Origin of the sequence: Burkholderia theae (genome assembly GCF_048565265.1) — a bacterium.
Lineage (GTDB): Bacteria > Pseudomonadota > Gammaproteobacteria > Burkholderiales > Burkholderiaceae > Burkholderia > Burkholderia theae.
Window position 1 is genome coordinate 3440493 of record NZ_CP183461.1, and the last position, 25194, is coordinate 3465686.

At 68.0% G+C, this 25194-nt stretch carries 23 protein-coding genes; 16 read left to right on the forward strand and 7 right to left on the reverse strand.

The features are described from left to right. Positions 1 to 262 precede the first annotated feature (262 nt). The 9 genes from aceK to bioB all read left to right on the forward strand — a co-directional run bounded on the left by aceK (position 263) and on the right by bioB (position 10438). On the forward strand, positions 263 to 2080 hold the full coding sequence (gene aceK / locus ACN22W_RS16220) for a bifunctional isocitrate dehydrogenase kinase/phosphatase (protein WP_419685394.1): 1818 nt from the start codon (positions 263 to 265) through the stop codon (positions 2078 to 2080). A 56-nt stretch (positions 2081 to 2136) separates the two neighbouring features. Further along, positions 2137 to 2904, forward strand: a complete 768-nt coding sequence (gene can, locus ACN22W_RS16225; RefSeq protein WP_412022938.1) for a carbonate dehydratase — start codon at positions 2137 to 2139, stop codon at positions 2902 to 2904. Positions 2905 to 3009: 105 nt separating this feature from the next. Beyond that, positions 3010 to 3687: an SDR family oxidoreductase gene (locus ACN22W_RS16230; RefSeq protein ID WP_129513088.1), complete on the forward strand. Its 678-nt coding sequence runs from the start codon at positions 3010 to 3012 to the stop codon at positions 3685 to 3687. Positions 3688 to 3726: 39 nt separating this feature from the next. Beyond that, a complete protein-coding gene (locus tag ACN22W_RS16235) occupies positions 3727 to 4164 on the forward strand; it encodes a YchJ family protein (protein ID WP_419685395.1) in 438 nt (145 codons plus the stop codon). 106 nt (positions 4165 to 4270) lie between these two features. After that, the gene (locus tag ACN22W_RS16240) at positions 4271 to 5539 is read left to right on the forward strand and encodes a dienelactone hydrolase family protein (RefSeq protein WP_419685396.1); all 1269 of its coding nucleotides are present in this window, start codon (positions 4271 to 4273) and stop codon (positions 5537 to 5539) included. Positions 5540 to 6052: 513 nt separating this feature from the next. Continuing rightward, entirely contained in the window at positions 6053 to 7399 is a 1347-nt protein-coding gene (gene bioA / locus ACN22W_RS16245) for an adenosylmethionine--8-amino-7-oxononanoate transaminase (RefSeq protein ID WP_419685397.1), read from the forward strand. Then, positions 7396 to 8661 (forward strand): 8-amino-7-oxononanoate synthase, encoded by a 1266-nt coding sequence (bioF, locus tag ACN22W_RS16250; RefSeq protein ID WP_419685398.1) that lies wholly within the window; start codon positions 7396 to 7398, stop codon positions 8659 to 8661. The genes bioA and bioF overlap by 4 nt, the downstream gene beginning before the upstream one ends. After that, positions 8658 to 9377 carry a dethiobiotin synthase gene (bioD, locus tag ACN22W_RS16255; RefSeq protein WP_419685399.1) on the forward strand — a complete coding sequence of 240 codons (720 nt, stop codon included), beginning with the start codon at positions 8658 to 8660 and terminating at the stop codon, positions 9375 to 9377. The genes bioF and bioD overlap by 4 nt, the downstream gene beginning before the upstream one ends. Before the next feature lie 41 nt (positions 9378 to 9418). Beyond that, complete coding sequence (gene bioB, locus ACN22W_RS16260; RefSeq protein ID WP_419685400.1) at positions 9419 to 10438, forward strand: biotin synthase BioB; 1020 nt, start codon at positions 9419 to 9421, stop codon at positions 10436 to 10438. A gap of 40 nt (positions 10439 to 10478) precedes the next feature. Here bioB and ACN22W_RS16265 read toward each other — a convergent pair whose 3' ends face one another. Both ACN22W_RS16265 and ACN22W_RS16270 read right to left on the reverse strand, forming a co-directional pair. Beyond that, on the reverse strand, positions 10479 to 11699 hold the full coding sequence (locus ACN22W_RS16265; RefSeq protein WP_419684184.1) for an ISL3 family transposase: 1221 nt from the start codon (positions 11697 to 11699) through the stop codon (positions 10479 to 10481). A 133-nt stretch (positions 11700 to 11832) separates the two neighbouring features. Beyond that, on the reverse strand, positions 11833 to 12750 hold the full coding sequence (locus tag ACN22W_RS16270; RefSeq protein ID WP_419685401.1) for a LysR family transcriptional regulator: 918 nt from the start codon (positions 12748 to 12750) through the stop codon (positions 11833 to 11835). Between the two features lie 259 nt (positions 12751 to 13009). On the opposite strand from ACN22W_RS16270, the gene ACN22W_RS16275 reads away from it, so the two are divergent. The 6 genes from ACN22W_RS16275 (at position 13010) to ACN22W_RS16300 (ending at position 18970) form a co-directional block, all read left to right on the forward strand. After that, positions 13010 to 13792 (forward strand): 5-oxoprolinase subunit PxpA, encoded by a 783-nt coding sequence (locus ACN22W_RS16275; protein ID WP_419685402.1) that lies wholly within the window; start codon positions 13010 to 13012, stop codon positions 13790 to 13792. A 22-nt stretch (positions 13793 to 13814) separates the two neighbouring features. Then, a complete protein-coding gene (locus ACN22W_RS16280) occupies positions 13815 to 14057 on the forward strand; it encodes an acetyl-CoA carboxylase (protein ID WP_129513097.1) in 243 nt (80 codons plus the stop codon). A 4-nt stretch (positions 14058 to 14061) separates the two neighbouring features. Continuing rightward, a complete protein-coding gene (locus ACN22W_RS16285) occupies positions 14062 to 15519 on the forward strand; it encodes an acetyl-CoA carboxylase biotin carboxylase subunit (RefSeq protein ID WP_419685403.1) in 1458 nt (485 codons plus the stop codon). Then, positions 15516 to 16391, forward strand: a complete 876-nt coding sequence (locus tag ACN22W_RS16290) for a 5-oxoprolinase subunit B family protein (protein WP_419685404.1) — start codon at positions 15516 to 15518, stop codon at positions 16389 to 16391. Before ACN22W_RS16285 ends, ACN22W_RS16290 begins: the two co-directional genes overlap by 4 nt. After that, positions 16381 to 17376 (forward strand): biotin-dependent carboxyltransferase family protein, encoded by a 996-nt coding sequence (locus tag ACN22W_RS16295; protein WP_419685405.1) that lies wholly within the window; start codon positions 16381 to 16383, stop codon positions 17374 to 17376. The genes ACN22W_RS16290 and ACN22W_RS16295 overlap by 11 nt, the downstream gene beginning before the upstream one ends. A gap of 238 nt (positions 17377 to 17614) precedes the next feature. Next, positions 17615 to 18970, forward strand: coding sequence for a purine-cytosine permease family protein (locus ACN22W_RS16300; RefSeq protein ID WP_419685406.1), 1356 nt, complete (start codon positions 17615 to 17617; stop codon positions 18968 to 18970). A gap of 36 nt (positions 18971 to 19006) precedes the next feature. Here the strand turns inward: ACN22W_RS16300 and ACN22W_RS16305 are convergent, their stop codons facing one another. The 5 genes from ACN22W_RS16305 to ACN22W_RS16325 all read right to left on the reverse strand — a co-directional run bounded on the left by ACN22W_RS16305 (position 19007) and on the right by ACN22W_RS16325 (position 23218). Continuing rightward, positions 19007 to 20095, reverse strand: coding sequence for a suppressor of fused domain protein (locus ACN22W_RS16305; protein ID WP_419685407.1), 1089 nt, complete (start codon positions 20093 to 20095; stop codon positions 19007 to 19009). 74 nt (positions 20096 to 20169) lie between these two features. After that, the gene (locus ACN22W_RS16310) at positions 20170 to 20895 is read right to left on the reverse strand and encodes a copper homeostasis protein CutC (protein WP_419685408.1); all 726 of its coding nucleotides are present in this window, start codon (positions 20893 to 20895) and stop codon (positions 20170 to 20172) included. An 83-nt stretch (positions 20896 to 20978) separates the two neighbouring features. Continuing rightward, a complete protein-coding gene (locus tag ACN22W_RS16315) occupies positions 20979 to 21383 on the reverse strand; it encodes a hypothetical protein (RefSeq protein ID WP_343492556.1) in 405 nt (134 codons plus the stop codon). Continuing rightward, positions 21380 to 21766 (reverse strand): hypothetical protein, encoded by a 387-nt coding sequence (locus ACN22W_RS16320; RefSeq protein ID WP_419685409.1) that lies wholly within the window; start codon positions 21764 to 21766, stop codon positions 21380 to 21382. The genes ACN22W_RS16315 and ACN22W_RS16320 overlap by 4 nt, the downstream gene beginning before the upstream one ends. A gap of 165 nt (positions 21767 to 21931) precedes the next feature. Then, positions 21932 to 23218: an EAL domain-containing protein gene (locus tag ACN22W_RS16325; protein WP_129513106.1), complete on the reverse strand. Its 1287-nt coding sequence runs from the start codon at positions 23216 to 23218 to the stop codon at positions 21932 to 21934. Positions 23219 to 23514: 296 nt separating this feature from the next. On the opposite strand from ACN22W_RS16325, the gene ACN22W_RS16330 reads away from it, so the two are divergent. After that, positions 23515 to 25182, forward strand: coding sequence for a Na+/H+ antiporter (locus ACN22W_RS16330; RefSeq protein WP_419685410.1), 1668 nt, complete (start codon positions 23515 to 23517; stop codon positions 25180 to 25182). The last annotated feature ends 12 nt before the right edge of the window (positions 25183 to 25194 follow it).

Consider the following 25194-nt stretch of genomic DNA (forward strand, 5'->3'; position numbering starts at 1 on the left):
GCAGGCCGCGGCGGGCGATCCGTCGATTCTATCGCCGTCGCACGGAACGCGTGCCCGGCGGCAGCCGGCCCGTCAAAAAAAGTTCGTGTCAGAATCGGTTCCGTACCCGTATCTTTACGCGAAGATGCACCGAACAGCCCCCAACGGCGAATAACGCGCCGACTGACGACCGCCGGTGCGTCCCCGCTAAAGTCATTGAAACGCCGACTTGGGCGCTAAAATGGCGAGTGCTTACAGCCCCTCCCGAACGAGCCTGCACGCGATGAATCACTTCCCCAAACTGCTGTCTTCGCAGATCGGTTTCGACGTCGCGCAGACGATGCTCGAAAACTTCGACCGCCACTACCGGATCTTCCGCGAAGCGGCCGTCGAGGCGAAGACGCTGTACGAGCGCGCCGACTGGCACGGGCTGCAGCGGCTCGCGCGCGAGCGGATTACGTCGTACGACGAACGCGTGCAGGAATGCGTCGAGTGGCTGGAGGACGAATACGACGCGGAGAACATCGACGACGAGGTCTGGCAGCAGATCAAGCTGCACTACATCGGCCTGCTGACGTCGCACCGCCAGCCCGAGTGCGCGGAAACGTTCTTCAATTCGGTGTGCTGCAAGATCCTGCACCGCTCGTACTTCAGCAACGATTTCATCTTCGTGCGCCCGGCGATCTCGACCGAATATCTCGAGAACGACGAGCCGGCCGCGAAACCGACCTACCGTGCGTACTATCCGGGCACCGACGGGCTCGCGGTCACGCTCGAGCGCATCGTCACGAACTTCCAGCTCGAACCGGCGTTCGAGGATCTCACGCGCGACATCGCGTGCGTGATGCAGGCGATCGACGACGAATTCGGCCACTTCGACGAAGCGCCGAATTTCCAGATCCACGTGCTGTCGTCGCTGTTCTTCCGCAACAAGAGCGCGTACATCGTCGGGCGCATCATCAACGCCGACCGCGTGCTGCCGTTCGCGGTGCCGATCCGCCACGTGCGCCCGGGCCTGCTCGCGCTCGACACCGTGCTGCTGCGCCGCGACCTGCTGCAGATCATCTTCAGCTTCTCGCACTCGTATTTCCTCGTCGACATGGGCGTGCCGTCCGCGTACGTCGACTTCCTGTGCACGATCATGCCCGGCAAGCCGAAGGCGGAAATCTACACGTCGGTCGGCCTGCAGAAGCAGGGCAAGAACCTGTTCTACCGCGACCTGCTGCACCACCTGTCGCATTCGAGCGACCGCTTCATCATCGCGCCCGGGATCAAGGGCCTCGTGATGCTCGTGTTCACGCTGCCGTCGTTCCCGTACGTGTTCAAGATCATCAAGGATCACTTCCCGCCGCCGAAGGAAACGACGCGCGCGCAGATCATGGAGAAGTACCAGCTCGTGAAGCGCCACGACCGCCTCGGGCGGATGGCCGACACGCTCGAGTATTCGAGCGTCGCGCTGCCGCTCGCGCGGCTCGACCACGCGCTGGTGCGCGAGCTGGAGAAGGAAGTGCCGTCGCTGCTCGAATACGAGGACGACAATCTCGTGATCAAGCACCTGTATATCGAGCGCCGGATGACGCCGCTCAACCTGTACCTGCAGAACGGCACCGACGCGGACATCGAGCACGGCGTGAAGGAATACGGCAACGCGGTGAAGGAGCTGATGAAGGCGAACATCTTCCCCGGCGACATGCTGTACAAGAACTTCGGCGTCACGCGCCACGGCCGCGTCGTGTTCTACGACTACGACGAGATCGAGTACCTGACCGACTGCAACGTGCGCCGCGTGCCGCCGCCGCGCAACGAGGAAGACGAGCTGTCCGGCGAACCGTGGTATACCGTCGGCCCGCACGACATCTTTCCGGAGACCTACGGGCCGTTCCTGCTCGGCGACCCACGCGTGCGAGGGGTCTTCATGAAGCATCACGCGGACTTTTTCGATCCCGCGCTGTGGCAGGCAAGCAAGGACAAGCTGCTGCAGGGCGAATTGCCCGATTTTTATCCGTACGACGCGGCGCTGCGCTTCAGCGCACGCTATCCGGCGCGCTTCGGCGCGGCGGACCAGAACGACGGCGAAGGCGACGCGCAGCGCGCCGCCTGACGCCGGTGACACCGAATCCGATATCGACCTGATTTCCGCACACGGAATCCACACCGATGAACACCCAAGACAACCCGCTTTCACACCTGTTCGACAACAACGACGCCTGGGTCAAACGCAAGCTCGCCGACGATCCCGAATTCTTCACGCGCCTCGCCGACCAGCAGGCGCCCGAATATCTGTGGATCGGCTGCTCGGATTCGCGCGTGCCCGCGAACCAGATCATCGGCCTGCCGCCGGGCGAAGTGTTCGTGCACCGTAACATCGCGAACGTCGTCGTGCACAGCGACCTGAACTGCCTGTCGGTGATCCAGTTCGCGGTCGACATCCTGCGCGTGAAGCACATCATGGTCGTCGGCCACTACGGCTGCTCGGGCGTGAACGCAGCGCTGCACAACCGGCGCGTCGGCCTCGCGGACAACTGGCTGCATCACGTGCAGGACGTGCGCGAGCGCCACGCGGCGCTGCTCGACGAATGGCCGGTGGGCGAAGCGCGTTATCGCCGCCTGATCGAACTGAATTCGATCGAGCAGGTCGTCAACGTGTGCCGCACGACGATCGTCAACGACGCGTGGGCGCGCGGCCAGTCGCTCACCGTGCACGGGCTCGTGTACGGCGTGCACGACGGGCGGATGCGCAACCTCGGGATGGCCGTGTCGAGCTTCGACGCGCTCGACGAAACCTACAAGCGCTGCGTTGCCGCGCTCACCGCACGCGGCGAGCATGCGCCCGACAACGACATGGTCGCGGCGGACGCCGCGCGGCTCGACGGCGTCGCGCAGGCAGTCGCCGACACGCTGAAGCCGTGCGGGGACGCGCAGTAACGTCACGCTGCTGCCGCTGCTGCGGCGAGGCCGCCACGACACGCATCGAACGGATCTGACACCGGCACCGCCGCCACGGCGGTGCCCAGGAAAGGAGCGACGGGCATGAAAACCGTACTGATCGTCGGCGCATCGCGCGGCCTCGGCCGCGAATTCGTCAGGCAATACCGGCGCGACGGCTGGAACGTGATCGCCACCGCGCGCGACGAAGCGTCGCTCACCGAACTGCACGCGCTCGGCGCGCAAGCGCATGCGCTCGACATCGCTCAGCCGGAGCAGATCGCCGCGCTCGGCTGGAAGCTCGACGGCGAGCGGCTCGATGCGGCCGTGCTCGTGTCGGGCGTCTACGGGCCACGCACCGAAGGCGTCGAGACGATCACCGCCGAGGATTTCGACGCGGTGATGCACACGAACGTGCGCGGACCGATGCAGTTGCTGCCGATCCTGCTGCCGCTCGTCGAGGATGCGCGCGGCGTGCTGGCCGTCGTGTCGAGCCGGATGGGCAGCATCGCCGAGGCGACCGGCACCACCGGCTGGCTGTATCGCGCGAGCAAGGCCGCACTGAACGACGTGCTGCGCATCGCGTCGCTGCAGACGCGTCACGCCGCGTGCATCTCGCTCCATCCCGGCTGGGTGCGCACCGACATGGGCGGCGCGCAGGCCGCGATCGATCCGGAAACCAGCGTGACCGGCATGCGCCGCGTGATCGCCGAAGCCAACGCGGACGTGTCGCAGGCCAACGGCCGTTTCTTCCAGTACGACGGCATCGAGCTGAGCTGGTGAGCCGAACCGACAACCCGGCGTCGTTAATTCCCGTTTCGCATGATTTTGACCCGACCTGACGCGTGCCCGTGCGGCGGCGCGTCCCCCGCTCCCGCCGGCAAAGCCCCGGCGCCCCGCTATGCGGCCTGCTGCGGCCGCTTCATCGACGGCGGCGCCGCCGCGCCGACCGCGCTCGAGTTGATGCGCTCGCGGTACAGCGCGTACGTGCTCGGCGCCACCGACTACCTGCGCGCGACGTGGGCGGCGCGCACCTGCCCGCCCGATCTCGACACCGACCCCGAAGCGCCCGATGCGCCGCGCTGGCTCGGCCTCGCGGTGAAACGCCATGCGCCGCTCGACGAACGGCACGCGGAGGTTGAGTTCGTGGCCCGCTACAAGGTTGGCGGGCGCGCTTACCGGCTCCACGAGACGAGCCGTTTCGAGCGCGACGAGCAGGGTTTCTGGCGCTATGTCGACGGTGAAGTAAGTGAACGCTGACAAATAGTTGCTGTGTCAGACGCCGGGTAATTCCCGCATTGCACAACCCGAATTTGTCGGGCTACGATGACCCCGAATTGGTCATGTTGCATGGCAGGGCTTACGAATGGCGTTCAGCAAGGTATTGGTGGGATGGATGGCGGCCTGTGCGCTGTCGGCCGCTCAGGCCGGTACGCTGCCGAACGCGAATACGGGTGCCGGCACGGCAACCGGATCGCTCGCCCACGCCGAGCGCTTCGATTACAGCGACGCGAACCTGCCGCAGGTCGCGGCCGACCTCAACGAACAGATCCTCCGCATTCCGGCCAATGCTTCGGGCTCCGTCACGCTCGAAGCGACCCTCTTCAAGCCGGATGGCCCCGGCCCGTTCCCGCTCGTCGTCTTCAACCACGGCAAGAACACCGGCGATCTCCATCTGCAGCCGCGCAGCCGGCCGCTCGCGTTCGCGCGCGAATTCGTGCGCCGCGGCTACGCGGTGATCGCGCCGAACCGCCAGGGTTTCGCCGGCTCGGACGGCACCTACCAGCAGGAAGGCTGCAACGTCGGGAAGAACGGCCTCGCGCAGGCCGCCGACGTCGACGCGACGGTGCGCTACATGTCGCGCCAGTCTTACGTCGATGCGTCGCGCATCGTCGTCGCCGGCACGTCGCACGGCGGCCTCGTGTCGGTCGCGTACGGCACCGAAGCCGCACCGGGCGTGCGCGGCATCATCAACTTCTCGGGCGGGCTGCGCCAGGACCTGTGCGACGGCTGGCAGCGCAACCTCGTCGACGCGTTCGACCAGTACGGCGCGCACACGGCCGTGCAATCGCTGTGGCTGTACGGCGACAACGATTCGGTGTGGACGCCCGGGCTCGTCGCGCAAATGCACGACGCGTACGTGTCGCACGGCACGCAGGCCCAGTTCATCGATTTCGGCCGCTACAAGGACGACGCGCACCGGCTGATCGTCGATCGCGACGGCGTGCCGATCTGGTGGCCGGCCGTCAACGCGTTCCTCGCGAAACTGAACCTGCCGACCACGGTGCACTATGCGGTCGCGAACCCGCACGAACCGAAAGCCACCGGCTATGCGGCCATCGATGCGGTCAACGCGGTGCCGTATGTCGACGAAGCCGGCCGTGACGGCTACCGCCGCTTCCTGAACCAGCATCCAAGCCGCGCGTTCGCGGTGTCGTCGGAAGGCGCGTGGTCGTGGGCCGAAGGCGGCGACGACCCGATGGCGCTCGCGCTCGACAACTGCGCGAAGCAAGGCGCGGGCGCGTGCCGGCTGTATGCGGTCAACGACCGCGTCGTGTGGAACACGACGCAGACGGCCGACAACGGCGACGACAATACGCGCGACACCGCTACGCCCGCGCTGGCTTCGCGCTGACACTGACGCTCGGCGGGTAATACGCTGCGCCAATTTCGCTGCCGTTCCCGGCTCCCGCTTCCCGTCTCATTTCTCATTCTTCCGTGCGTGATCGCGTCGCGCGTCGCAGCATGCGCGTTTGCGCCATCCCGCTATCGTCTGCCATTTCGACGGCCCACTCCCGCGCCTGATTCCGCAGACCATTCCGCCGCCACCCTTCGCGCGTGGTATCGCTTCCCTCCGCCGCGCCCCTTCGATCCCCGATTTTTCGCGATCGCACCGCATGCCGCCCCGCGATTTTTTTCTGTCGGGGGGTCTCACTCGAACGTCGTCATCTGCCGTCATTTCCGGGCATCCGATCCGTTCCGTTCCGAGCCGCTCCGATCTGCGCCGAACTCCCGCCCCGTAAGGCTTTGCGGTGTTTGTAACCGCTAGTGCAACGTCGCGCGGAACACGCTAATCTCAGCCCGTTTTCGTATCTGCCGCGCGGCATCCCGTCGATGCCGCGCGGCCGTTTTACCCTCCGGAGTTGCCTTGAGTACGCCAGCCACCGACGACTGGGTCGCGCGCAGCCTGCGCGCGGTCTGGCACCCCTGCACCCAGATGAAGCACCACGAGCGCCTGCCGCTCGTTCCCGTCGCGCGCGGTGCGGGCGTATGGCTGTACGACCGCGACGGCCGCCGCTACTTCGACGCGATCAGCTCGTGGTGGGTCAACCTGTTCGGCCATGCGAACCCGGACATCAACGCGGCGCTGAAGGACCAGCTCGACACGCTCGAACACGCGATGCTCGCCGGCTGCACGCACGAGCCCGCGATCGAGCTCGCCGAGCGGCTGCACGCGCTCACCGCGCGCACGCTCGGCCATGCGTTCTTCGCATCGGACGGCGCGTCCGCCGTCGAGATCGCGCTGAAGATGAGCTTCCACGCGTGGCGCAACCGCGGCCGCGCGGGCAAGCAGGAATTCGTGTGCGTCGCGAACAGCTATCACGGCGAGACGATCGGCGCGCTCGGCGTGACCGACGTCGCGCTGTTCAAGGACGCATACGACCCGCTGATCCGCCATGCGCACGTCGTCGCGTCGCCCGATGCGCGCGGCGCGCTGCCGGGCGAGACGGCCGCCGACGTCGCGGGCCGCGCGCTCGCCGACGTGCGTCGCCTGTTCGTCGAACGCGGCGACCGGATCGCCGCGCTGATCGTCGAGCCGCTGGTGCAGTGCGCGGCCGGCATGGCCATGCACGATCCGTCGTACGTGCGCGGCCTGCGCGCACTGTGCGACGAATTTGGCGTGCACCTGATCGCCGACGAGATCGCGGTCGGCTGCGGCCGTACCGGCACCTTCTTCGCGTGCGAGCAGGCTGGTGTCTGGCCCGATTTCATGTGCCTGTCGAAAGGCATCAGCGGCGGCTACCTGCCGCTGTCGCTCGTGCTCACGCGCGACGACGTGTTCGCGGCGTTCTACGACGACGACACGACGCGCGGCTTCCTGCACTCGCATTCGTACACCGGCAACCCGCTCGCGTGCCGCGCGGCGGTCGCGACGCTCGACCTGTTCGCGCGCGACGACGTGCTCGCGGCAAATTCCCGCAAGTCGGCCGCGATGCGCGCCGCGCTCGCGCCGCTCGACACGCATCCGCAAGTGCGCCACCTGCGCGAGCGCGGCACGTTGTTCGCGTTCGACGTCGCACTCGACGGCGACGCGGCGCGCGGCTTCTCGCGGCGCTTCTTCGAACGCGCGCTCGAACGCGAGCTGCTGCTGCGCCCGATCGGCACGACCGTGTACCTGATGCCGCCGTACGTGATGAGCGACGACGACATCGCATGGCTCGCGCAGCGCACGCGCGACACGCTCGACGCAACGCTCGCGGAGATTGCACGATGAGCCTGCTCGACACCCTGCAGCGCGGCCTCGCCGATCTCGACGCGCAAGGGCTGCGCCGCGTGCGACGCACCGCCGATACCGCGTGCGACGCGCGCATGACCGTCGACGGCCGCGAGATCGTCGGCTTCGCGAGCAACGACTACCTCGGCCTCGCCGCGCATCCGGCGCTCGTCGCCGCATTCGGCGAAGGTGCGCAGCGCTACGGCTCCGGCAGCGGCGGCTCGCACCTGCTCGGCGGCCATTCGCGCGCACACGCGACGCTCGAGGACGAACTCGCGGGCTTCTCGGGCGGCTTCTCCGACGCGCCGCGCGCGCTGTACTTCAGCACCGGCTACATGGCGAACCTCGCCGCGATGACTGCGCTGACCGGCAAAGGCGCGACGATCTTCTCCGACGCGCTGAACCACGCATCGCTGATCGACGGCATGCGGCTGTCGCGCGCGAACGTGCAGGTCTATCCGCATGCGGACACGGCCGCGCTCGCCGCGCTGCTCGACGCGTCCGACGCCGAAACGAAACTGATCGTCAGCGATACCGTGTTCAGCATGGACGGCGACCTCGCGCCGCTCGCCGAACTCGTCGCGCTGGCCGAACGCCACGGCGCGTGGCTCGTCGTCGACGATGCGCACGGCTTCGGCGTGCTCGGCCCGCAGGGCCGCGGCGCGCTCGCGGCCGCCGCGCTGCGTTCGCCGAATCTCGTCTACGTCGGCACGCTCGGCAAGGCGGCCGGCGTCGCGGGCGCCTTCGTCATCGCGCACGAGACCGTGATCGAATGGCTGATCCAGCGTGCGCGCAGCTACATCTTCACGACGGCCGCACCGCCCGCCGTTGCACATGCGGTATCGGCCAGCCTGAAGGTGATCGCGGGCGACGAAGGCGACGCGCGCCGCGCGCATCTCGCCGCGCTGATCGAGCGCACCCGCGCGCTGCTGCGCAACACGCGCTGGCAGCCGGTCGATTCGCACACGGCCGTGCAGCCGCTCGTGATCGGCAGCAACGACGCGACGCTCGCGGCGATGCGCGCGCTCGACGCGCACGGCCTGTGGGTGCCCGCGATCCGGCCGCCGACGGTGCCGGCCGGCACGTCTCGACTGCGCGTGTCGCTGTCGGCCGCGCATTCGTTCGACGATCTCGCGCGGCTCGAGACTGCATTGATCGAAGCCAGCGAGAAGCCGGACCACCCCCACGCTCACTCTCGTTCGCTGCCCCCCGAGGGGGCTGCAGCCTCCCTTGGGGCGGCCCGGCGGGAGACTGCAGCATGACGGCCCCGCTCTCGCTCTTCGTCACCGGCACCGACACCGAAATCGGCAAGACCTTCGTATCGGCCGCGATGCTGCACGGCTTCGCGCAGCTCGGCCTGCGCGCGGCTGCGCTGAAGCCCGTCGCGGCCGGTGCGTACGAACGCGACGGCGTCTGGCGCAACGAGGATGCCGACCAGCTCGACGCGGCCTCGAACGTGGTGCTGCCGCCCGAACTGCGCACGCCGTTCCTGCTGAAGGCGCCGGCCGCGCCGCACATCGTCGCCGCGCAGGAAGGCGTGACGCTCGACATCGACACGATCGTCGCATGCCACCGCGAAGCGCTGACGCGCGCGGATATCGTCGTCGTCGAAGGCGCCGGCGGCTTCCGCGTGCCGATGAACGACACGCAGGACATGGCCGATCTCGCGGTCGCGCTCGGCGTGCCGGTCGTGCTCGTGGTCGGCGTGCGGCTCGGCTGCATCAACCACGCGCTGCTCACCGCCGACGCGATTGCCGCACGCGGCCTCAAGCTCGCAGGCTGGGTGGCAAACCACGTCGACCCGGCCATGTCGTTCCCCGACGAGAACATCGCAACAATGCGCGACTGGCTCGCGCGCGAGCACCGCGCACCGCTGATCGGCCGCATTCCGTACATGGCGCCGGCCGCGCCCGAATCCGCCGCGGCGATGCTCGACATCGACGCGCTCGTCGAGTCGCTGCGCACCGCGCAGCGCTGACCCAACCGAATCCCCACTCCCGCCCAGGACAGGAAAACGAAATGACCCAAGCCCAGACCGCCGCCGTGCAACCCGACGCGATTCCCGTGGCCGCACCGGCCCCGCAGCGCTGGCGCGTCGCCGACGTCGTCGCGCTGTTCGCGCTGCCGTTCAACGACCTGATCTTCCGCGCGCAACAGGTGCATCGCGAGCACTTCGACGCGAACGCGGTGCAGCTGTCGACGCTGCTGTCGATCAAGACGGGCGGATGCGAGGAAGATTGCGGCTACTGCTCGCAGTCGTCGCATCACGACACGGGCCTGAAGGCCGAAAAGCTGATGGACGTCGACACGGTGCTCGACGCCGCACGCGCGGCGAAGGCGAACGGTGCGAGCCGCTTCTGCATGGGCGCCGCGTGGCGCAACCCGAAGGAGCGCCACATGCCGGCGCTGACCGAGATGGTGCGCGGCGTGAAGGAGCTCGGCCTCGAGACCTGCATGACGCTCGGCATGCTGGAAGACGAGCAGGCGCAGCAGCTCGCGACCGCAGGCCTCGACTACTACAACCACAACCTCGACACGTCGCCGGAGTTCTACGGCCAGGTGATCTCGACGCGTACGTACCAGGACCGCCTCGACACGCTCGACCGCGTGCGTGACGCCGGCATCAACGTGTGCTGCGGCGGCATCATCGGGATGGGCGAATCGCGCCGCGAACGCGCGGGCCTGATCTCGCAGCTCGCGAACCTGAACCCGTATCCGGATTCGGTGCCGATCAACAACCTCGTCGCGATCGAAGGCACGCCGCTCGAAGGCACCGCGCCGCTCGACCCGTTCGAGTTCGTGCGCACGATCGCGGTTGCGCGCATCACGATGCCGAAGGCCGTCGTGCGCCTGTCGGCCGGCCGCGAGCAGCTCGACGACGGGCTGCAGGCAATGTGCTTCCTCGCCGGCGCGAACTCGATGTTCTACGGCGACCAGCTGCTGACGACCAGCAACCCGCAATCGCAGAAGGATCGCGCGCTGTTCGAACGCCTCGGCATCCGCGCGAGCGACGCGGACGCGATGTCGGCCAGCGCGTAAGCGCAACGCACGGCGGATTCGTCCACCGAAGAAAAAAGGTTCATCGCGGAATTCCGGGGAACGCGGCGCGGATCTTGAGGAAGAAGTATTCCTCGTCGCGGTACCCGTAAGCCCTGCGCTTGATGACCTTGATAGTGTTGTTGATGCCTTCAACAACGCTGGTATTGAGCGGATGGCGGCAGCGAGTCACGATTCCATGCCAATACCCCTGCAAGCGCTGGGCGAACTTTTGCAGGGCGGCAATCCCGCTTTGCTGGGCCTGTTCGAACCATTGCCCCCAGGCTTTTTCCGCCCAGGCTGGCTTTCGGTAGAACCAGAGCCGCTTGAGTTCGTCGCGCAGCACATAGACGCATAGCAGCGATTGATTGGCGGCCAGCAGTTCCTTCAGGTGTACCGCCTGTTCTGGTTTCAAGTTATGGCGGTTGCGCAGCAACAGCCAGCGGCTGGACTTCAGAACCTTCCGCGCTGGTTTGTCATCTCGCAGTTGGTTGGCCTGATCCACCCGAACTCGGTCGATCACTTCGCGCCCGTACTTGGCCACGACGTGGTACAGATCGAAGACGATTTCCGCCTGCGGGCACTGTTCCTTGATCTCCAGCTCGTAGGCCGTGGTCATGTCGATCGCAACTGCTTCGATACGCTCGGCCACGCCTTCAGGGAGTTGTTCGAAGAAGGCTCGCGCCGTTTCGCGCGAACGTCCTGGCCCGACCCAGAGCACCTGCCGGCCGATCGGATCAACCACCACCGTGGCGTAGCGATGGCCTTTGTGCAGCGCGAACTCGTCCATCGCCAGATAGCGGATCGTCGACCAGTCCGGCTCGGCCACGCGTGCTCGCAGGCGCATCTTGTCGATCGATTTGACCGTGTGCCAGCCCAGATCGTAGAAGCCCGCCACCGCTTGTACGCTGGCCGCTTGCAGCAACTTCTCGCAAGCCTTGGCGAACCGCTCCGTCACTCGCTGGTAGCGGCCCAGCCACGCCAGCTTCTCCAGTCGCGGGCCGCCGCAGTGTTCGCACCAGACCCGGCGACGGGGAACGTGCAGCACCACCCGATATTCGAACAGCGGCAGATCGCGCACTCGACGAACCACCGTCTCATGGATTTGCTGGCAGCGTGCACCGCATTGCTCGCAGTACATGACCTTGCTGACCGGCCTCAGATATAGCGACAGCGTGCGCTCTTCTCCTTGCGGCCATTCCACCCGTTCCAACCGATAGCCGGTCCAGCAGCCCAGCGCCTGAAGTGCCTTTCGATCGAGCAATTGCTTCCTCCGACATCCTTAAAATCATGTGTCAGATTATGCAATCGCTCGAAAACGCTCCACGGTTTCCTGCGATGAACCAGAAAAAAGCCGGGATGCGTCCCGGCTTTTTTCATGCGGGTTCGCCGCGCACTCAGGTCGCGCCGCCCAGCGCGCGCGGCTCCATGAACGTGTGCCTGAAGTAGTCGCGCACCGCGTGCATCGCGGGGCTCAACTCGATGTTCTTGCGCCACGCGAGGCCGACGCTCATCGGCGGCACCGGGTCGCGCAGCACGATCGTCTCGATACGCCGCCCTTCGAGCGACCACGGGCGATACACCATGTCGGACAGGATCGCGACGCCGCTGCCGTTCGCGACCATGCTGCGCACGGCCTCGACCGACGACGTGCGCAGGATCACGTTCGGCCGGTACGGCGTCTCGTTCCAGTAGCGCAGCGCCGTCTGTCCGGCCTCGTCGACCGTCAGCATCACGAACGGCTCGTGTGCGACCTCCGCGAACGTGACGCTCTCGCGCCTGAGCAGCGGATGATGCGCGCCGACCCACAGCCGGCGCACCGAATGGATCACCGGCTCCAGCACGAGCGCCGGGTTCGACACGTTCGACGTAAGCAGCACGGCCATGTCGTAGCGGCCCGCGATCAGCCCTTCCTCGATCGACTCGCGGTTCAGTTCATGCAGGTGGATCGTCAGGCGCGGATAGAGCGTCTTCAACCGCAGCACGTGATGCGGCAGGAAGTAGCCGAGCACCGTGTAGCTCGCGGCGATCGCAAGCGTGCCGGTCAGCGTGCTTTCGAGGTTCGGGATCCGCATCGCCTCGTCGACCGACGACAGGATCGTGTACGCGTGATTGAGAAAGCGCCGCCCGGTGTCGGTGAGCGTCACGCCCGCCGACGTGCGCAGGAACAGCTGCGTGCCGAGGCTGTCCTCCAGCTCCTTGATGGCGCTCGTCACGGCCGACTGCGAGATCGTGAGCTGGATCGCGGCCTGCGAGATCTGTCCGAGCTCGGCGGTCGCGACGAAGTACTTGAGCTGTCTGAGAGTCAGGGCCATGTCCGGTGGAAAACTGATGGGCACACGGCAAACATCATATCAACCGCTCCGCCGGCGGCAATCCGTGACCGCCCGACCCACGCACACGGGCCTGTGGCGGCGCTGCGCGGCCGATTCGCGCGATATCTGAAAAATCGATACGGTCGCATATAAAAATAGAACTATTTTGACGCACCCCGCACGGCTAACCTGCGTTCAACACGGTTTCGGCCCGCGCCCCGGCGCAAACGAGACCGGAGAACCTGGAGGAACGAACCGTATGAGGAAGCACAGTGTCGACCTGAATTCCGACATGGGCGAGGGTTTCGGCCCGTGGACGATCGGCGACGGCGTCGACGAGCAGATCATGCCGCTCATCAGCTCGGCGAACATCGCCACCGGCTTTCATGCCGGCGATCCGAACATCATGGCGCGCACGGTGCAGCTCGCGCGCGACGCCGGCGTCGGCATCGGCGCGCATCCGGGCTTTCGCGATCTGGTCGGCTTCGGCCGCCGCACGATCACCGAAACGCCGCAGGCGCTCGTCCACGACATCCTGTACCAGCTCGGCGCGCTACGCGAATTCGCGCGCCTGAACGGCGTGAGCCTGCAGCACGTCAAGCCGCACGGCGCGCTCTACATGCATGCGGCATCCAATGAAGCGTTCTCGCGGCTGCTGATCGAGACGCTGCAGCGCGTCGACCCCGGCCTGTGGCTGTACTGCATGGAAGCATCGGTTACCTATCGCGTGGCAATGGAGTACGAACAGCCGGTGATCCGCGAGTTCTACGCCGACCGCGACTACGACCGCAGCGGCTCGATCGTGTTCACGCGCCGCGTCGGCCGCCTCGACCCGCAGCAGATCGCCGACAAGGTGCTGCGCGCGTGCATCGACGGCAAGGTGCGCACGATCGACGGCGACGACATCGACATCGATTTCGATTCGGTCTGCATCCACAGCGACACGCCGGGCGCGCTCGACCTCGTCCGCGCGACGCGCGATGCGCTGGTCCGCGAAGGCATCCGGACCGCGGGACCGCGACCGCTCGCCGCCCATCACTGAACCCGATTCAAGGAGACGCCAGATGGCATTGCACGATATCGTCAGCCCGTTGCCGGGCACGTTCTACCGGCGCCCGTCGCCCGATGCGGCCTACTACGTCGCGGTCGATGCGACGGTCGCCGCGGGCGCCGTGGTCGGCCTCGTCGAAGTGATGAAGCAGTTCACCGAGATCGAAGCCGACGCGGCCGGCCGCGTCGTCGAGCTGCTCGTCGAGGACGGCGAACCGGTCGACGCGGGCCAGGTACTGATGCGGATCGAGGGGTGACGCGATGAAGCCGGCAACCTCCCCCGACACGTTCTATCGCCCGTCGCGGATCAAGACCGTGCTGGTCGCGAACCGCGGCGAAATCGCGGTGCGCGTGATTCGCGCGGCACGCGAGCTCGGCATGCGCGCGGTCGCCGTGGTCAGCGACGCCGACCGCGACAGCCTCGCCGCGCGCATGGCCGACGAGGCGATCCACATCGGCTCGTCGCATGCGGCGAAAAGCTATCTGAATCCTGCCGCGATCCTCGACGCCGCGCGGCAATGCGGTGCGGACGCGATCCATCCGGGCTACGGCTTCCTGTCGGAGAACGCCGCATTCGCCGCCCAGGTCGAGGCGGCCGGGCTGATCTTCGTCGGCCCGGATTCGCAGGTGATCGCGACGATGGGCGACAAGGCGCGCGCCCGCGACACCGCGCGGCGTGCGAACGTGCCGACGGTGCCCGGCAGCGACGGCGTCGTGCAGTCGCTCGACGAGGCCCGCGCGGTCGCCGCGCGCATCGGCTATCCGATCATGATCAAGGCGGCCGCGGGCGGCGGCGGGCGCGGCCTCCGCGTCGCGCACGACGCCGCGCAGCTCGACGCCGAGCTGCCGCTCGCGCAGCGCGAGGCGCAGGCCGCGTTCGGCGACGGCGGCGTCTATCTCGAACGCTTCATCGCGCGCGCCCGGCACATCGAGGTGCAGGTGCTCGGCGACGGGCATGACGTCGTCCACCTGTTCGAGCGCGAATGCTCGCTGCAGCGCCGCCGCCAGAAGATTCTCGAGGAAGCGCCATCGCCATCGCTCACGCCGGCGCAGCGCGACGCGCTGTGCGCATCGGCGACGCGCCTTGCGCGCGAAGTCGGCTATCGCAGCGCGGGCACGCTCGAATACCTGTTCGACGACGCGCGCGGCGAGTTCTACTTCATCGAGATGAACACGCGCATCCAGGTCGAGCATCCGGTGACCGAGGCGATCACCGGCATCGATCTCGTGCGCGAGACGCTGCGCATCGCCGACGGCGAACCGCTGCGCTTCGCGCAGCAGGACATCGCGATGCGCGGCGCGGCGCTCGAATGCCGGATCAACGCAGAGGACCCGCTGCAGGATTTCCGCCCGAATCCCGGCCGGATCGATGCACTGGAGTGGCCGACCGGCCCCGGCGTGCGTGTCGATTCGCTGCTCTATCCGGGCTACGTCGTGCCGCCGTTCTACGATTCGCTGCTCGCGAAGCTGATCGTGCACGACGAGAGCCGCGCGGCCGCGCTGCAACGGCTCGCACGCGCGCTCGGCGAACTGCACGTCGGCGGCGTGAAGACCACCGCGCCGCTGCACGTGGCGCTGCTCGCGGACGACGACGTGCGCGCCGGACGCTACCACACGAATTTTCTCGAAGCGTGGATGCCGCAGTGGCGCGAAGCCGCGACGGACGCCGCGCGCGAGCATGCAACCGAGGACGCCGTGCGCGTCGGGGAGGCCCTGTGACGACCCGCTATACGTTCGGCGGCGACGAGTTCGTGTTCGTCGAAATCGGCGAAGCCATGTCGCTCGGCGCGTTCTTCAAGGGCACGGCAATCACGCGCGAACTGCAGCGGCGCGCGGTGCCGGGCATCACCGAGATCTGTCCGGCGAACGCGTCGTACCAGGTGCGCTACGACCCGGACGTGATCGATCCCGACGCGCTCGTCGCGCTGCTGAAGACGGTCGAGGCCGACGTCGGCGAAGCATCGCTCGAACTCGACACGCGCATCGTCGAGATACCCGTGCTCTACAACGATCCGTGGACGCATGAAACGCTGATGCGGTTTCGCGAGCGCCACCAGGATCCGTCGTCAACCGATCTCGAATATGCGGCGCGCATCAACGGCAAGCAAAGCGTCGACGAATTCATCGCCGCGCATTCGGGCTCGCCATGGTTCGTGTCGATGGTCGGCTTCGTCGCGGGCCTGCCGTTCATGTACCAGATGGTCGAGCGCGCGCGCCAGCTCGAAGTGCCGAAATACCTGCGGCCGCGCACCGACACGCCGAAGCTCACCGTCGGCCACGGCGGCTGTTTCGGCTGCATCTATTCGGTGCGCGGCGCGGGTGGCTACCAGATGTTCGGCGTGACGCCGGCGCCGATCTTCGATCCCGCGCAGCGGCTCGACTACCTGCACGATTTCATGGTGTTCTTCCGGCCCGGCGACATCGTGAAGTTCACGCCGATCGACCGCGATGCGTACGACGCCGCCGTCGCGGCGGTCGATGCCGGCACCTTCTCCCTGCGCGTGCGCCCCGTCAAGTTCTCGCTCGACGCATTCCTGCGCGATCCCGACGCGTACAACCGCTCTCTCGTCGAGGTGCTGCATGCAAGCTGACGCGCACAACGTGATCGAGGTCGTGAAACCCGGCCTCGCGACATCGGTCCAGGACACGGGCCGGCAAGGCTATTACCACGTCGGCATTCCGCCGTCGGGCGCGCTCGACCAGTACGCGTCGCGCGCGGCAAACCTGCTCGTCGGCAATCCCGAACAGGCGGCCGTGCTCGAATGCACGCTGCTCGGCCCCGAGCTGATGTTCCATGTCGACGCGCTGATCGCCGTCACCGGCGCCGAGATGACGCCGAAGATCGACGGCGTCGGGCAGCGCTGCAACGTCGCGCTGCGGATCCGCGCCGGCAGCGTGCTGTCGTTCAACTACGTGAAGAGCGGCGCGCGCGCGTACCTCGCCGTCGCGGGCGGTATCGACGTGCCGGTCGTGCTCGGCAGCCGCTCGACGTATGCGCTCGGCGCGATCGGCGGCCATGCGGGCCGGCGTCTGCAGAAAGGCGACCGGCTGCCGATCGGCGCCGCGCACGGCACGCACCGCGAGGGGCGCGAACTGCCGGCGGCCGTGAGCCGGCCGCTCGACAGCCAGGTCGAGCTGCGCGTGCTGCCGGGCCTGTACCACTACCGCCTCACCGACGCATCGGCGCAGACGTTCTTCGACGACGAATGGACGGTCGCGCCCGAAGCGGATCGCATCGGCTATCGCTACAGGAACGGCCGCCCGCTGCAGTTCCGGCCGCGCGAGCAGCCGTTCGGCGCGGGCGCCGATCCGTCGAACATCGTCGACGCGTGCTACCCGATCGGCTCGATCCAGGTGCCGGCCGGACTCGAGCCGATCATCCTGCATCGCGATGCGGTGTCGGGCGGCGGCTATGCGACGATCGGCACGGTCATCAGCGCCGACATGGACCTGATCGGCCAGATGCAGCCGAACCACCGCGCGCGCTTCGTGCGCGTGACGATGGCCGACGCGCTCGCGGCGCGCCGCGAATACCAGCAGCGCCTCGCGCTGCTGCGCGCCGTGCTGCGGGACTGAACGCCGCGCGCCCGACCGTCGCGCCGGGCGCTGTTTGCGGCCGCACGCCGCCTGCGCTTCACGCATTCCGCTTTTCGCTATCCGTTTCCCGCCCGCGCGGCCACGCGCCGCGCGGCGGGGGCGCTTGCGCGTTTTTTCTGCCGGACCGGTTGCCCGCCCGACGTCGGGGCAGCCCTGCGGATCGCATGTGCCGCGGCCGAGACGTCGTTCGCAATTTTGCTCATCGAGGAGCACGATCATGGCCAACCTGGCTCAGGCACGCACCGACGAGGATCTCGACCTGTCGACGCTCGCCATTCCCGATCACGCGCGCATGCCGCCCTTTTCGCTGACGATGGCGTGGTGGGCCGTGTGCAGCGCGGTGTTCTACATCGTCGTCGGCGCGACGCTCGCGCTCACCTACGGCGCGCGCAACGCGCTGATCGGGATGGCGCTGTCGGTCGTGTCGTACGGCGTCGTCAATTCGATCATCAGCCGCTACGCGATCCGCACCGGCCTGTCGGTCGCGCTGTTCTCGCGCGTGCTGTTCGGCAGCGCGGGCGCGGCACTCGCGACGCTGATCTTCTTCGCGACGGCGATCTACTACGCGGTGTTCGAAGGCTCGGTGATCGCGGTCGCCGCGCACCATCAGTTTCCGGCGCTCGACTACAAGTGGGCCGCGCTGATCGTCGTTTTCTACAGCGTGCCGCTCGTGTTCGGCAGCGTGCAGCACTGGCTCGACAAGTTCAACGGCGTGCTGCTGCCGTTCTACCTGCTCGGGCTGCTCGCGGCCGTCGGGCTCGCGACGGCCGAGTACGGCTACCACGCCGCGTGGCTCGATTTCGGCCCCGCCGGCGGCGCGCCGGCCAGCGGCTGGTGGCACTGCTTCGTCTACTACATGGGCGTGTGGGTGCTGATGATGTTCACGTTCGACTATGCGCGTTTCGGGCGCAAGGAAGACACCGACTATCATGGCCGCTTCAACTTCGGGATGCCGTTCTATCTCGTCACGTTCCTCGTCAACGGCGCGGCCGGCATTTATCTCGTCAGTACGATTCCGGGGCTCGGTACGCTATCCGAAGTGTCGGTCGTGCTCGCGCTGCTGAAGCTGATGGGGCTGTGGGGGCTGCTGTTCGTGTGGGTCACGCAATCGCGCATCAACACCGCGAACTACTACCTCGCGACCGTCAACATGCAGGCGTTCTTCCAGAAAGTGGCCGGCCTGCGCGCGCCGAAATTCGTCTGGGCGCTCGTGGTCGGCGCGGTCGTCTATGCGCTGATGATGGCCGACATCTTCTCCCGGATCCTGCAGGCGCTCGCGTACCAGGGCATCTTCGTCGTCGCGTGGGTCGGTGTCGCGCTCGCGCACATCCTGTCGGCGCGTTACGGGCAACTCGTCGGCGACGACGTCGAATGCCGCGACGCGCATGTGCCGACGTTCAACCCGGGCGGGCTGACCGCGTGGTTCTCCGGCGCGTTCGCGGGACTCGCGCTGAACCAGGCAACGGGGTTCGCCGCGTCGCTGTCGGCGCCTGCAACTTTCGTCGTGTCGTGGGCGGTCTATCGCACGTTGCTGGGCACCGCGAAACGAACCTGGTTCGTGCGCAATACGTGACGGTGAAGACGTAGCGCCAACGTGCGCCGCCGCGTGTCATCCGATCGTCTGCACCGCGTTGCCCTGCGCGTCGCGGATCACGGTCTTCTCGACACGCCAGCGCACACCGTCGAGCCCGTCGACCGCATACTCGCCGGCGCGCGGCTGCAGCGCGCGCGCCAGTGCCTGGACGGTCGTGTCGGTAAGCTGCAGCGTCAGCGTGCCGTCTTCGTCGGTCACGCCGTTCGCGTCGCCGCGCACGAACCGCACCGCGCCGGCCTGACCGACCAGCCGGAACGGCCGGTCGAACGGCAGCCGCAACGGCAACAGCGTGACGAGTTCGTCGACCTGTCGCGCGCCGACGGTAATCTCGACGACCGGCGCGCGCAGCAGCCGCTTGCGCGTTTCCCAGCCCAGCACGTCGGTGAACAGGTAGCCGCTCGCCGAGCCGTCGCGCTGCGTGCCGGCGTCGACCTGCGCACGCACGTCCGCGCGCTCGAGCAGCGACGCGCGGCCGAGATCGGTCACCCACAGCGGCAAGTGCGGCAGCAGCGTGTCGAGCAGCGCGCGCGTGCGCCAGCGCTTCGCGGCACGCTCCTCGTCGAGCGTCAGCCCGACGATCTGCAGGAACGCCAGGCGACCGTGCGGCGTGTCGATCGCCGGCAGTTCCGGATCGAACGCGAAGCCCATCGAGCAGAGCGCCGTGTCGGTGTCGAGCGCGATCGGGCCATTGGCCGTCATCCAGTGGCCGTCGTCGAATGCGTTGCCGCTCTGGAACACGTAGCGCGCGAGGTTCTGCAGGAAGCTGAACGCCCAGCGCGGCGGCTCCTCATCGCCGGCATCGCAGGCGACGCGAATCGTCAGCTCGAACCCGAAGCCGCTGACGGCCGGATCGTCGGACTCCTTCGCATACAGCTCGCTCAACCCGTACGTGACGAAATGCCAGTGCGGCACGGGTTCCACGCGCTTCCACACGCTGATCCCGTCGAGCGGATCGGGGCCGCCGAGCCGCCACTTGATCAGCGTGCCGTAATGCTTCGGCTCCTGGCCCGGATAGAGGCACGCAAGCGCGCTGTCGATCGCGTCCCAGCCCGGCGCGCCGTCATCGTCCGCGCCGCCCTGCGTGTCGTGTGTTGCGTCCGTCATGTGGCCCTCTCTCCCGGGTGGAGTCTTTGCGTGTCGGGCACGCGCGTGCGGCGGCCGTGCGCGTTACGCGCGGGTCACACGTGCGACGCCGCGCCGTCGAGCGCCGCGCGCACCCTTTCGACGAGTTGCACGTCGACGCCCGCCAGCACCTCGCCGCGCGGCCGCACGCCCGAGCCGAAATGCACCGCGCGCACGCCGGTCGCCAGGACGAACTCGCCGACCGCGTCGACCGTGAGCCCCGAGCCGGCCAGCACCGTGCACGTCGAGCCTTCGGCCTGCCGCACCATCCGCGTGATCGTCGCGGCCGCGTCGAGCACCGACGGATGGCCGCCCGACGTCAGCACCGACGTGACGGCCGGCACGCGCAGCAGCGCGTCGAACGCGGCGTTGAGGTCGCGCGACACGTCGAACGCACGGTGGAATGTCAGCGCACGGCCATCCGCGGCCGCCGCGATGCGGGCCAGCGCGCCGAGGTCGATATCGCCGCGCGCGTCGAGCGCGCCGAACACGACACCGTTCGCGCCGGCCGCAACGGCCGCGCGCACGTCGCGCTCGATCACGCGCAGGTCGTCGGCGTCGTAGACGAACGACCGGCTGTGCGGGCGCACGATCACGTTGACGGGAATCGGCACGGCGGCCACGACGGCCTCGATCAGGCCGACGCTCGGCGTCAGCCCGCCTTCGGTGATCGCGGTCACGAGTTCGAGGCGGTCGGCGCCCGCGCGGGCGGCGGCTTTCGCATCGCCGACGGTCGTGGCGATCACCTCGAGGAGGACGGAGGAAGCGGCGTTTCGGTTCATCGGCGGCTCGCGATTCGTCAGGACAATTCGCGCATCCTAGCCGAGCAGCGTGACGGGCGCCAGCGTACCGGGCGCCGCGAAAGTCAGCCGCGCCGCACGAGCCACATGCCGGCCAGCGCGGACAGCGCCGTCACCACGGCGCCCGGCGCGAACCGGAACATCCGCGCGTTCAGGTCCAGGCCCTGCTGCTGCATCACGTCGACGATCCCGGGCGCCAGCATGAACGACGCCCAGCCCATCATCCCGAGCGCGGTGGTCGCGGTCGCGATGAGCAGCGCAATGCCCGCGCCCCGCGCGCGCGGCCGGAACGCACCGGCGAACGCGCCCGCGGCGAAGAGCACGGCCGAACACGCGAACAGCGCGGCGATGAATCCGGACATCACGCCCGTTTGGCCGACCCGCATGAACGCGCCCATCTGCGCGGTGATCACGCACATGCCCGCGATCGTGAACAGCACGATCGCCAGCGCATTGCGCACGAAGCTCATGCGAGCGACTGGCGGAAATACGCGGTCGCCGGGCGCCGGAACAGCAGGTAGATGAACAGCGCGAACAGCAGGAAGCCGGGAATCAGCACCGCGAACATCGACGCCGGCATGTTGACGAACGAAAACGCGAAGCCCAACACGGACGTCGCGATGTAAGCCTTGCGCGACCACTCGCGGCCCTTGAGGATCGCGATGCCGATCACGACGTTCGCGGCTTCGATGATCACGCTGACGCCGAGCGTCGCCCAGACGGGCAGCAGGTAGTGCGACAGCAGCGCCTGGGTGGTCGGCATGCCGATCGAGAACGGCGTATAGACGCACGTGATCGCGTTGGTCACGATGATGATCCACGCGAGGATGGTCAGCGAAATCGGTCTTTTCATTGTGTTGTCCTTTTATTCGCCGCCATGGTGGCCCCCGGAACGGCGCGATCGCGGTCACGACGGCCGCGATCGGGCCATTCTCGGGGAAGCGTGCGGCGAATGCAACGGCCGGCCGGCGCCGGTGCGCCCCGGTCGCCAGGATCGCCGCACGCACCGCAGGCGGCGCTAACCGGCGTCCGCTTCGTCGTCGGCCCAGTCGATATCGCCGCACAGCACGCGCTGCGCATCGCCGACGCGCACGGCCACCGACAGCGTCACGCACGGCTGCGCCTCGTTGATCGACAGGTACGGCCGCGTGACCTGCACGCGCCCCGGTTCGGCGATCGCCGAGCGGAAATACGGCCGGCGCAGCCAGTTCGCGCCCTGCGCGTCCGCGAGCGGCGAGAAGCGTGCCTCGCTCAGCGCGCGATCGGCGCGCAGCACGACGTTGCGGCCCGACTGCCGGCCGTGCGCATCGAGCAGGAAGCAGCGCGCGGCCGCGTCGAGCGCGAGGAAATTCCAGCACACCTCGTCGAGCGGCTCGCCGGACGCGAGACGCTCGGCCGCGCGCTCGAACGCGCGCAGGTACGGCGCAAGCCGCTGCGCGTCGCGCCGCTCGCGCACTTCGGTTTGCTGACGAAAGCGCTCGGTCAGCTCGCCGATGCAGCCCGTCGCGGCCGCGCTGTCGGGCAGCCCGGGCGCCGGGCGGCCGAAGTAGTAGCCCTGCACGAAATCGGCCTCGCACGACAGCGCGATCTGCGCCTCGTGCTCGGTCTCGATCCCCTCGACGAGCACGAGCTTGCCGGCCTCGTGCAGCAGCGTCACGAGCCCGTGCAGGATCGCGGTGAGCCCCGTGCGGTGTGCCGCGTGCGACAGCATGATCCGGTCGAGCTTCACGATGTCCGGGTTCAGTTGCCAGATCCGTTCGAGGTTCGAGTGGCCCGCGCCGAAATCGTCGAGCGCGATCAGGAAGCCATGCGTGCGGAATTCGCGCACGGCCTCGGCGAGCCGCTCGACGTCGTCCGCGCGCTGTTCGAGCACTTCGAGCACGATGCGGCGCGGCGGCATGCCGAGCCGCTTCAGGTTCGCGAGCAGCGCGGCCGCCTGGAACGGGTCGGTGAGCACGCCCGGATGGACGTTGAGAAACAGCCACTCGCGCTCGGCGCCGAGCAGCGCGAAGTTCTCGAGATGCAGCGCCTGCGCGAGCCGGTCGAGCTGCAGCAATTCGCCCTGGCGCGCGGCTTCGCCGAACACGTCGAGCGGCGACACGGGGCGGTCGAGCGCATCGTGTGCGCGCAACAGCGCCTCGTAGCCGACCGCACGCTGGTGCGACAGGCTGAATATCGGCTGGAACACGGTCGTGAGCGTCAGGTCGCGATGTTGCGTCGCCAGACGTTCGAGGCCGGAGCTCATCTCCCGCTCGAACCGGTACGGCGACGCGGCGGCCGGACGCTCCTGTTGCACGATCGTCATGCCTTCCTCCTGGTGATGCACTCGCGCGCGACGACCGACGAAACGGACGACGCGCGCAATGTCATGGTTGGACCCTCGGTTGCCCGGTCGATGCCGGACGGCTGACCTGCATCAAGCAAGCTCCGTGCAAGGTGCGTTCAGCCCATATGCCGTGCGGGCGCGCCGGACTGCCGCACCACCGTGGCGCGTGTCCGATGCACCATTTTCGTGCGCACGCACCGGCCGCTCGAACGCACCCGTCACGCCGGCACGCTACACTCCGTACGATCGTTTCATTCCCCGTATTCGCCGTATCGATGGAAATCGTCTTCACCGTCCTGATCCTGCTGCTGACCGTCGCGCTGTCCGGCGCGGTCACGCGCCTGCTGCCGTTGCAACTGCCGTTACCGCTGATGCAGATCGTGTTCGGCGCGATGCTCGCATGGCCGAAGCTGAACCTGCACGTCACGTTCGATCCCGAAATCTTCATGCTGCTGTTCATTCCGCCGCTGCTGTTCGCGGACGGCTGGCGGATTCCGAAACGCGAGCTGTACCTGCAGCGCCGCGCGATCCTGATGCTCGCATTCGGGCTCGTGTTCATGACGGTACTCGCAGTGGGCTACTTCGCGCATTGGCTGATTCCCGAGTTGCCGCTGCCGATCGCGTTCGCGCTCGCGGCCGTGCTGTCGCCGACCGACGCGGTCGCGCTGGCCGGCATCGCCGGCAAGGGACGAATCCCGCCGCAACTGATGCACATCCTCGAAGGCGAGGCGCTGATGAACGACGCGTCGGGCCTCGTTGCGCTGAAGTTCGCGATCGCGGCCGCGCTGACGGGCATGTTCTCGCTGCGGGCCGCGTCGGTCACGTTCGTGATCGTCGCCGCCGGCGGGCTCGCGACGGGCGCGATCGTGTCTTGGGTGTTCAGCGCGCTGTCGACGCGCTTCCTGAACGCCGAGCAGGAAGGCGATCCGGCCCCCGGCATCGTGATGACGCTGCTCGTGCCGTTCGCGGCCTACCTGTTCGCCGAGCATCTCGACCTGTCGGGCGTGCTGGCGGCCGTGTCGGCCGGGATGATGATGAACTACACGAGCTTCTCGCGCAAAAGCACCGTCGCATCGCGCGTGCGTGCCGAAAGCACGTGGGCGATGATCGAGTTCGTGTTCAACGGCATGGTGTTCATCATGCTCGGGCTGCAGCTGCCGCACATCATCGGCCGCGCGCTCGTCGACGCGCACCATACGAGCGACGCGCTCGTCGGCCGGATGATCTTCAACGTGTGCGCGATGATGCTCGCGCTGTATGCGATCCGCTTCCTGTGGGTCTGGCTGCTGCGCTGGATCGCGAGCCGCCGCGCCGCGCGCCAGGGCCTCGCGGGCACGATGGCCGGCGTGCGCACGATCGCGGTGATGACGGTCGGCGGCGTGCGCGGCGCGGTCACGCTCGCCGGCGTGCTGTCGATCCCGGTCGCGCTCGCCGGCGGCGCGCCGCTGCCGGGGCGCGACACGGCGATCTTCATCGCGTCGGCCGTGATTCTCGGCTCGCTCGTCGTCGCGGTGATCGGCCTGCCGTTGCTGCTGCGCGGCGTGCGCTCGTCGCGCAACCCGCTCGCCGACGAGGAGCGCACCGCGCGCTCGGCGGCCGCGCAGGCCGCGATCCGCGCGATCGACTCGTCGCACGACGCGATCTCGGCCGACCTCGACGAATCGGGTGCCGCGCGCTGCGCGGACATCTCCGCGCGCGTGATGGACCAGTATCGCCGCCGGCTCGCCGCGCTCGCCGAGGACGGCCCGACGCCGCGCGCCGAAGCGAAGCAGAGCGAAACGATGGAACTGCAGATGCGGATCGCCGCGATCCGCGCGGAGCGCTCGGTGCTGTACCGGCTGCGCAGCGACAGCAAGATTTCCGACGAGACGCTGACGAAGCTGATCCGCGAGATCGACCTGTCGGAAACCGCGCTGTCGACGCGCAAGAAAGGCATTGTCTGACGGGCCGGCCGA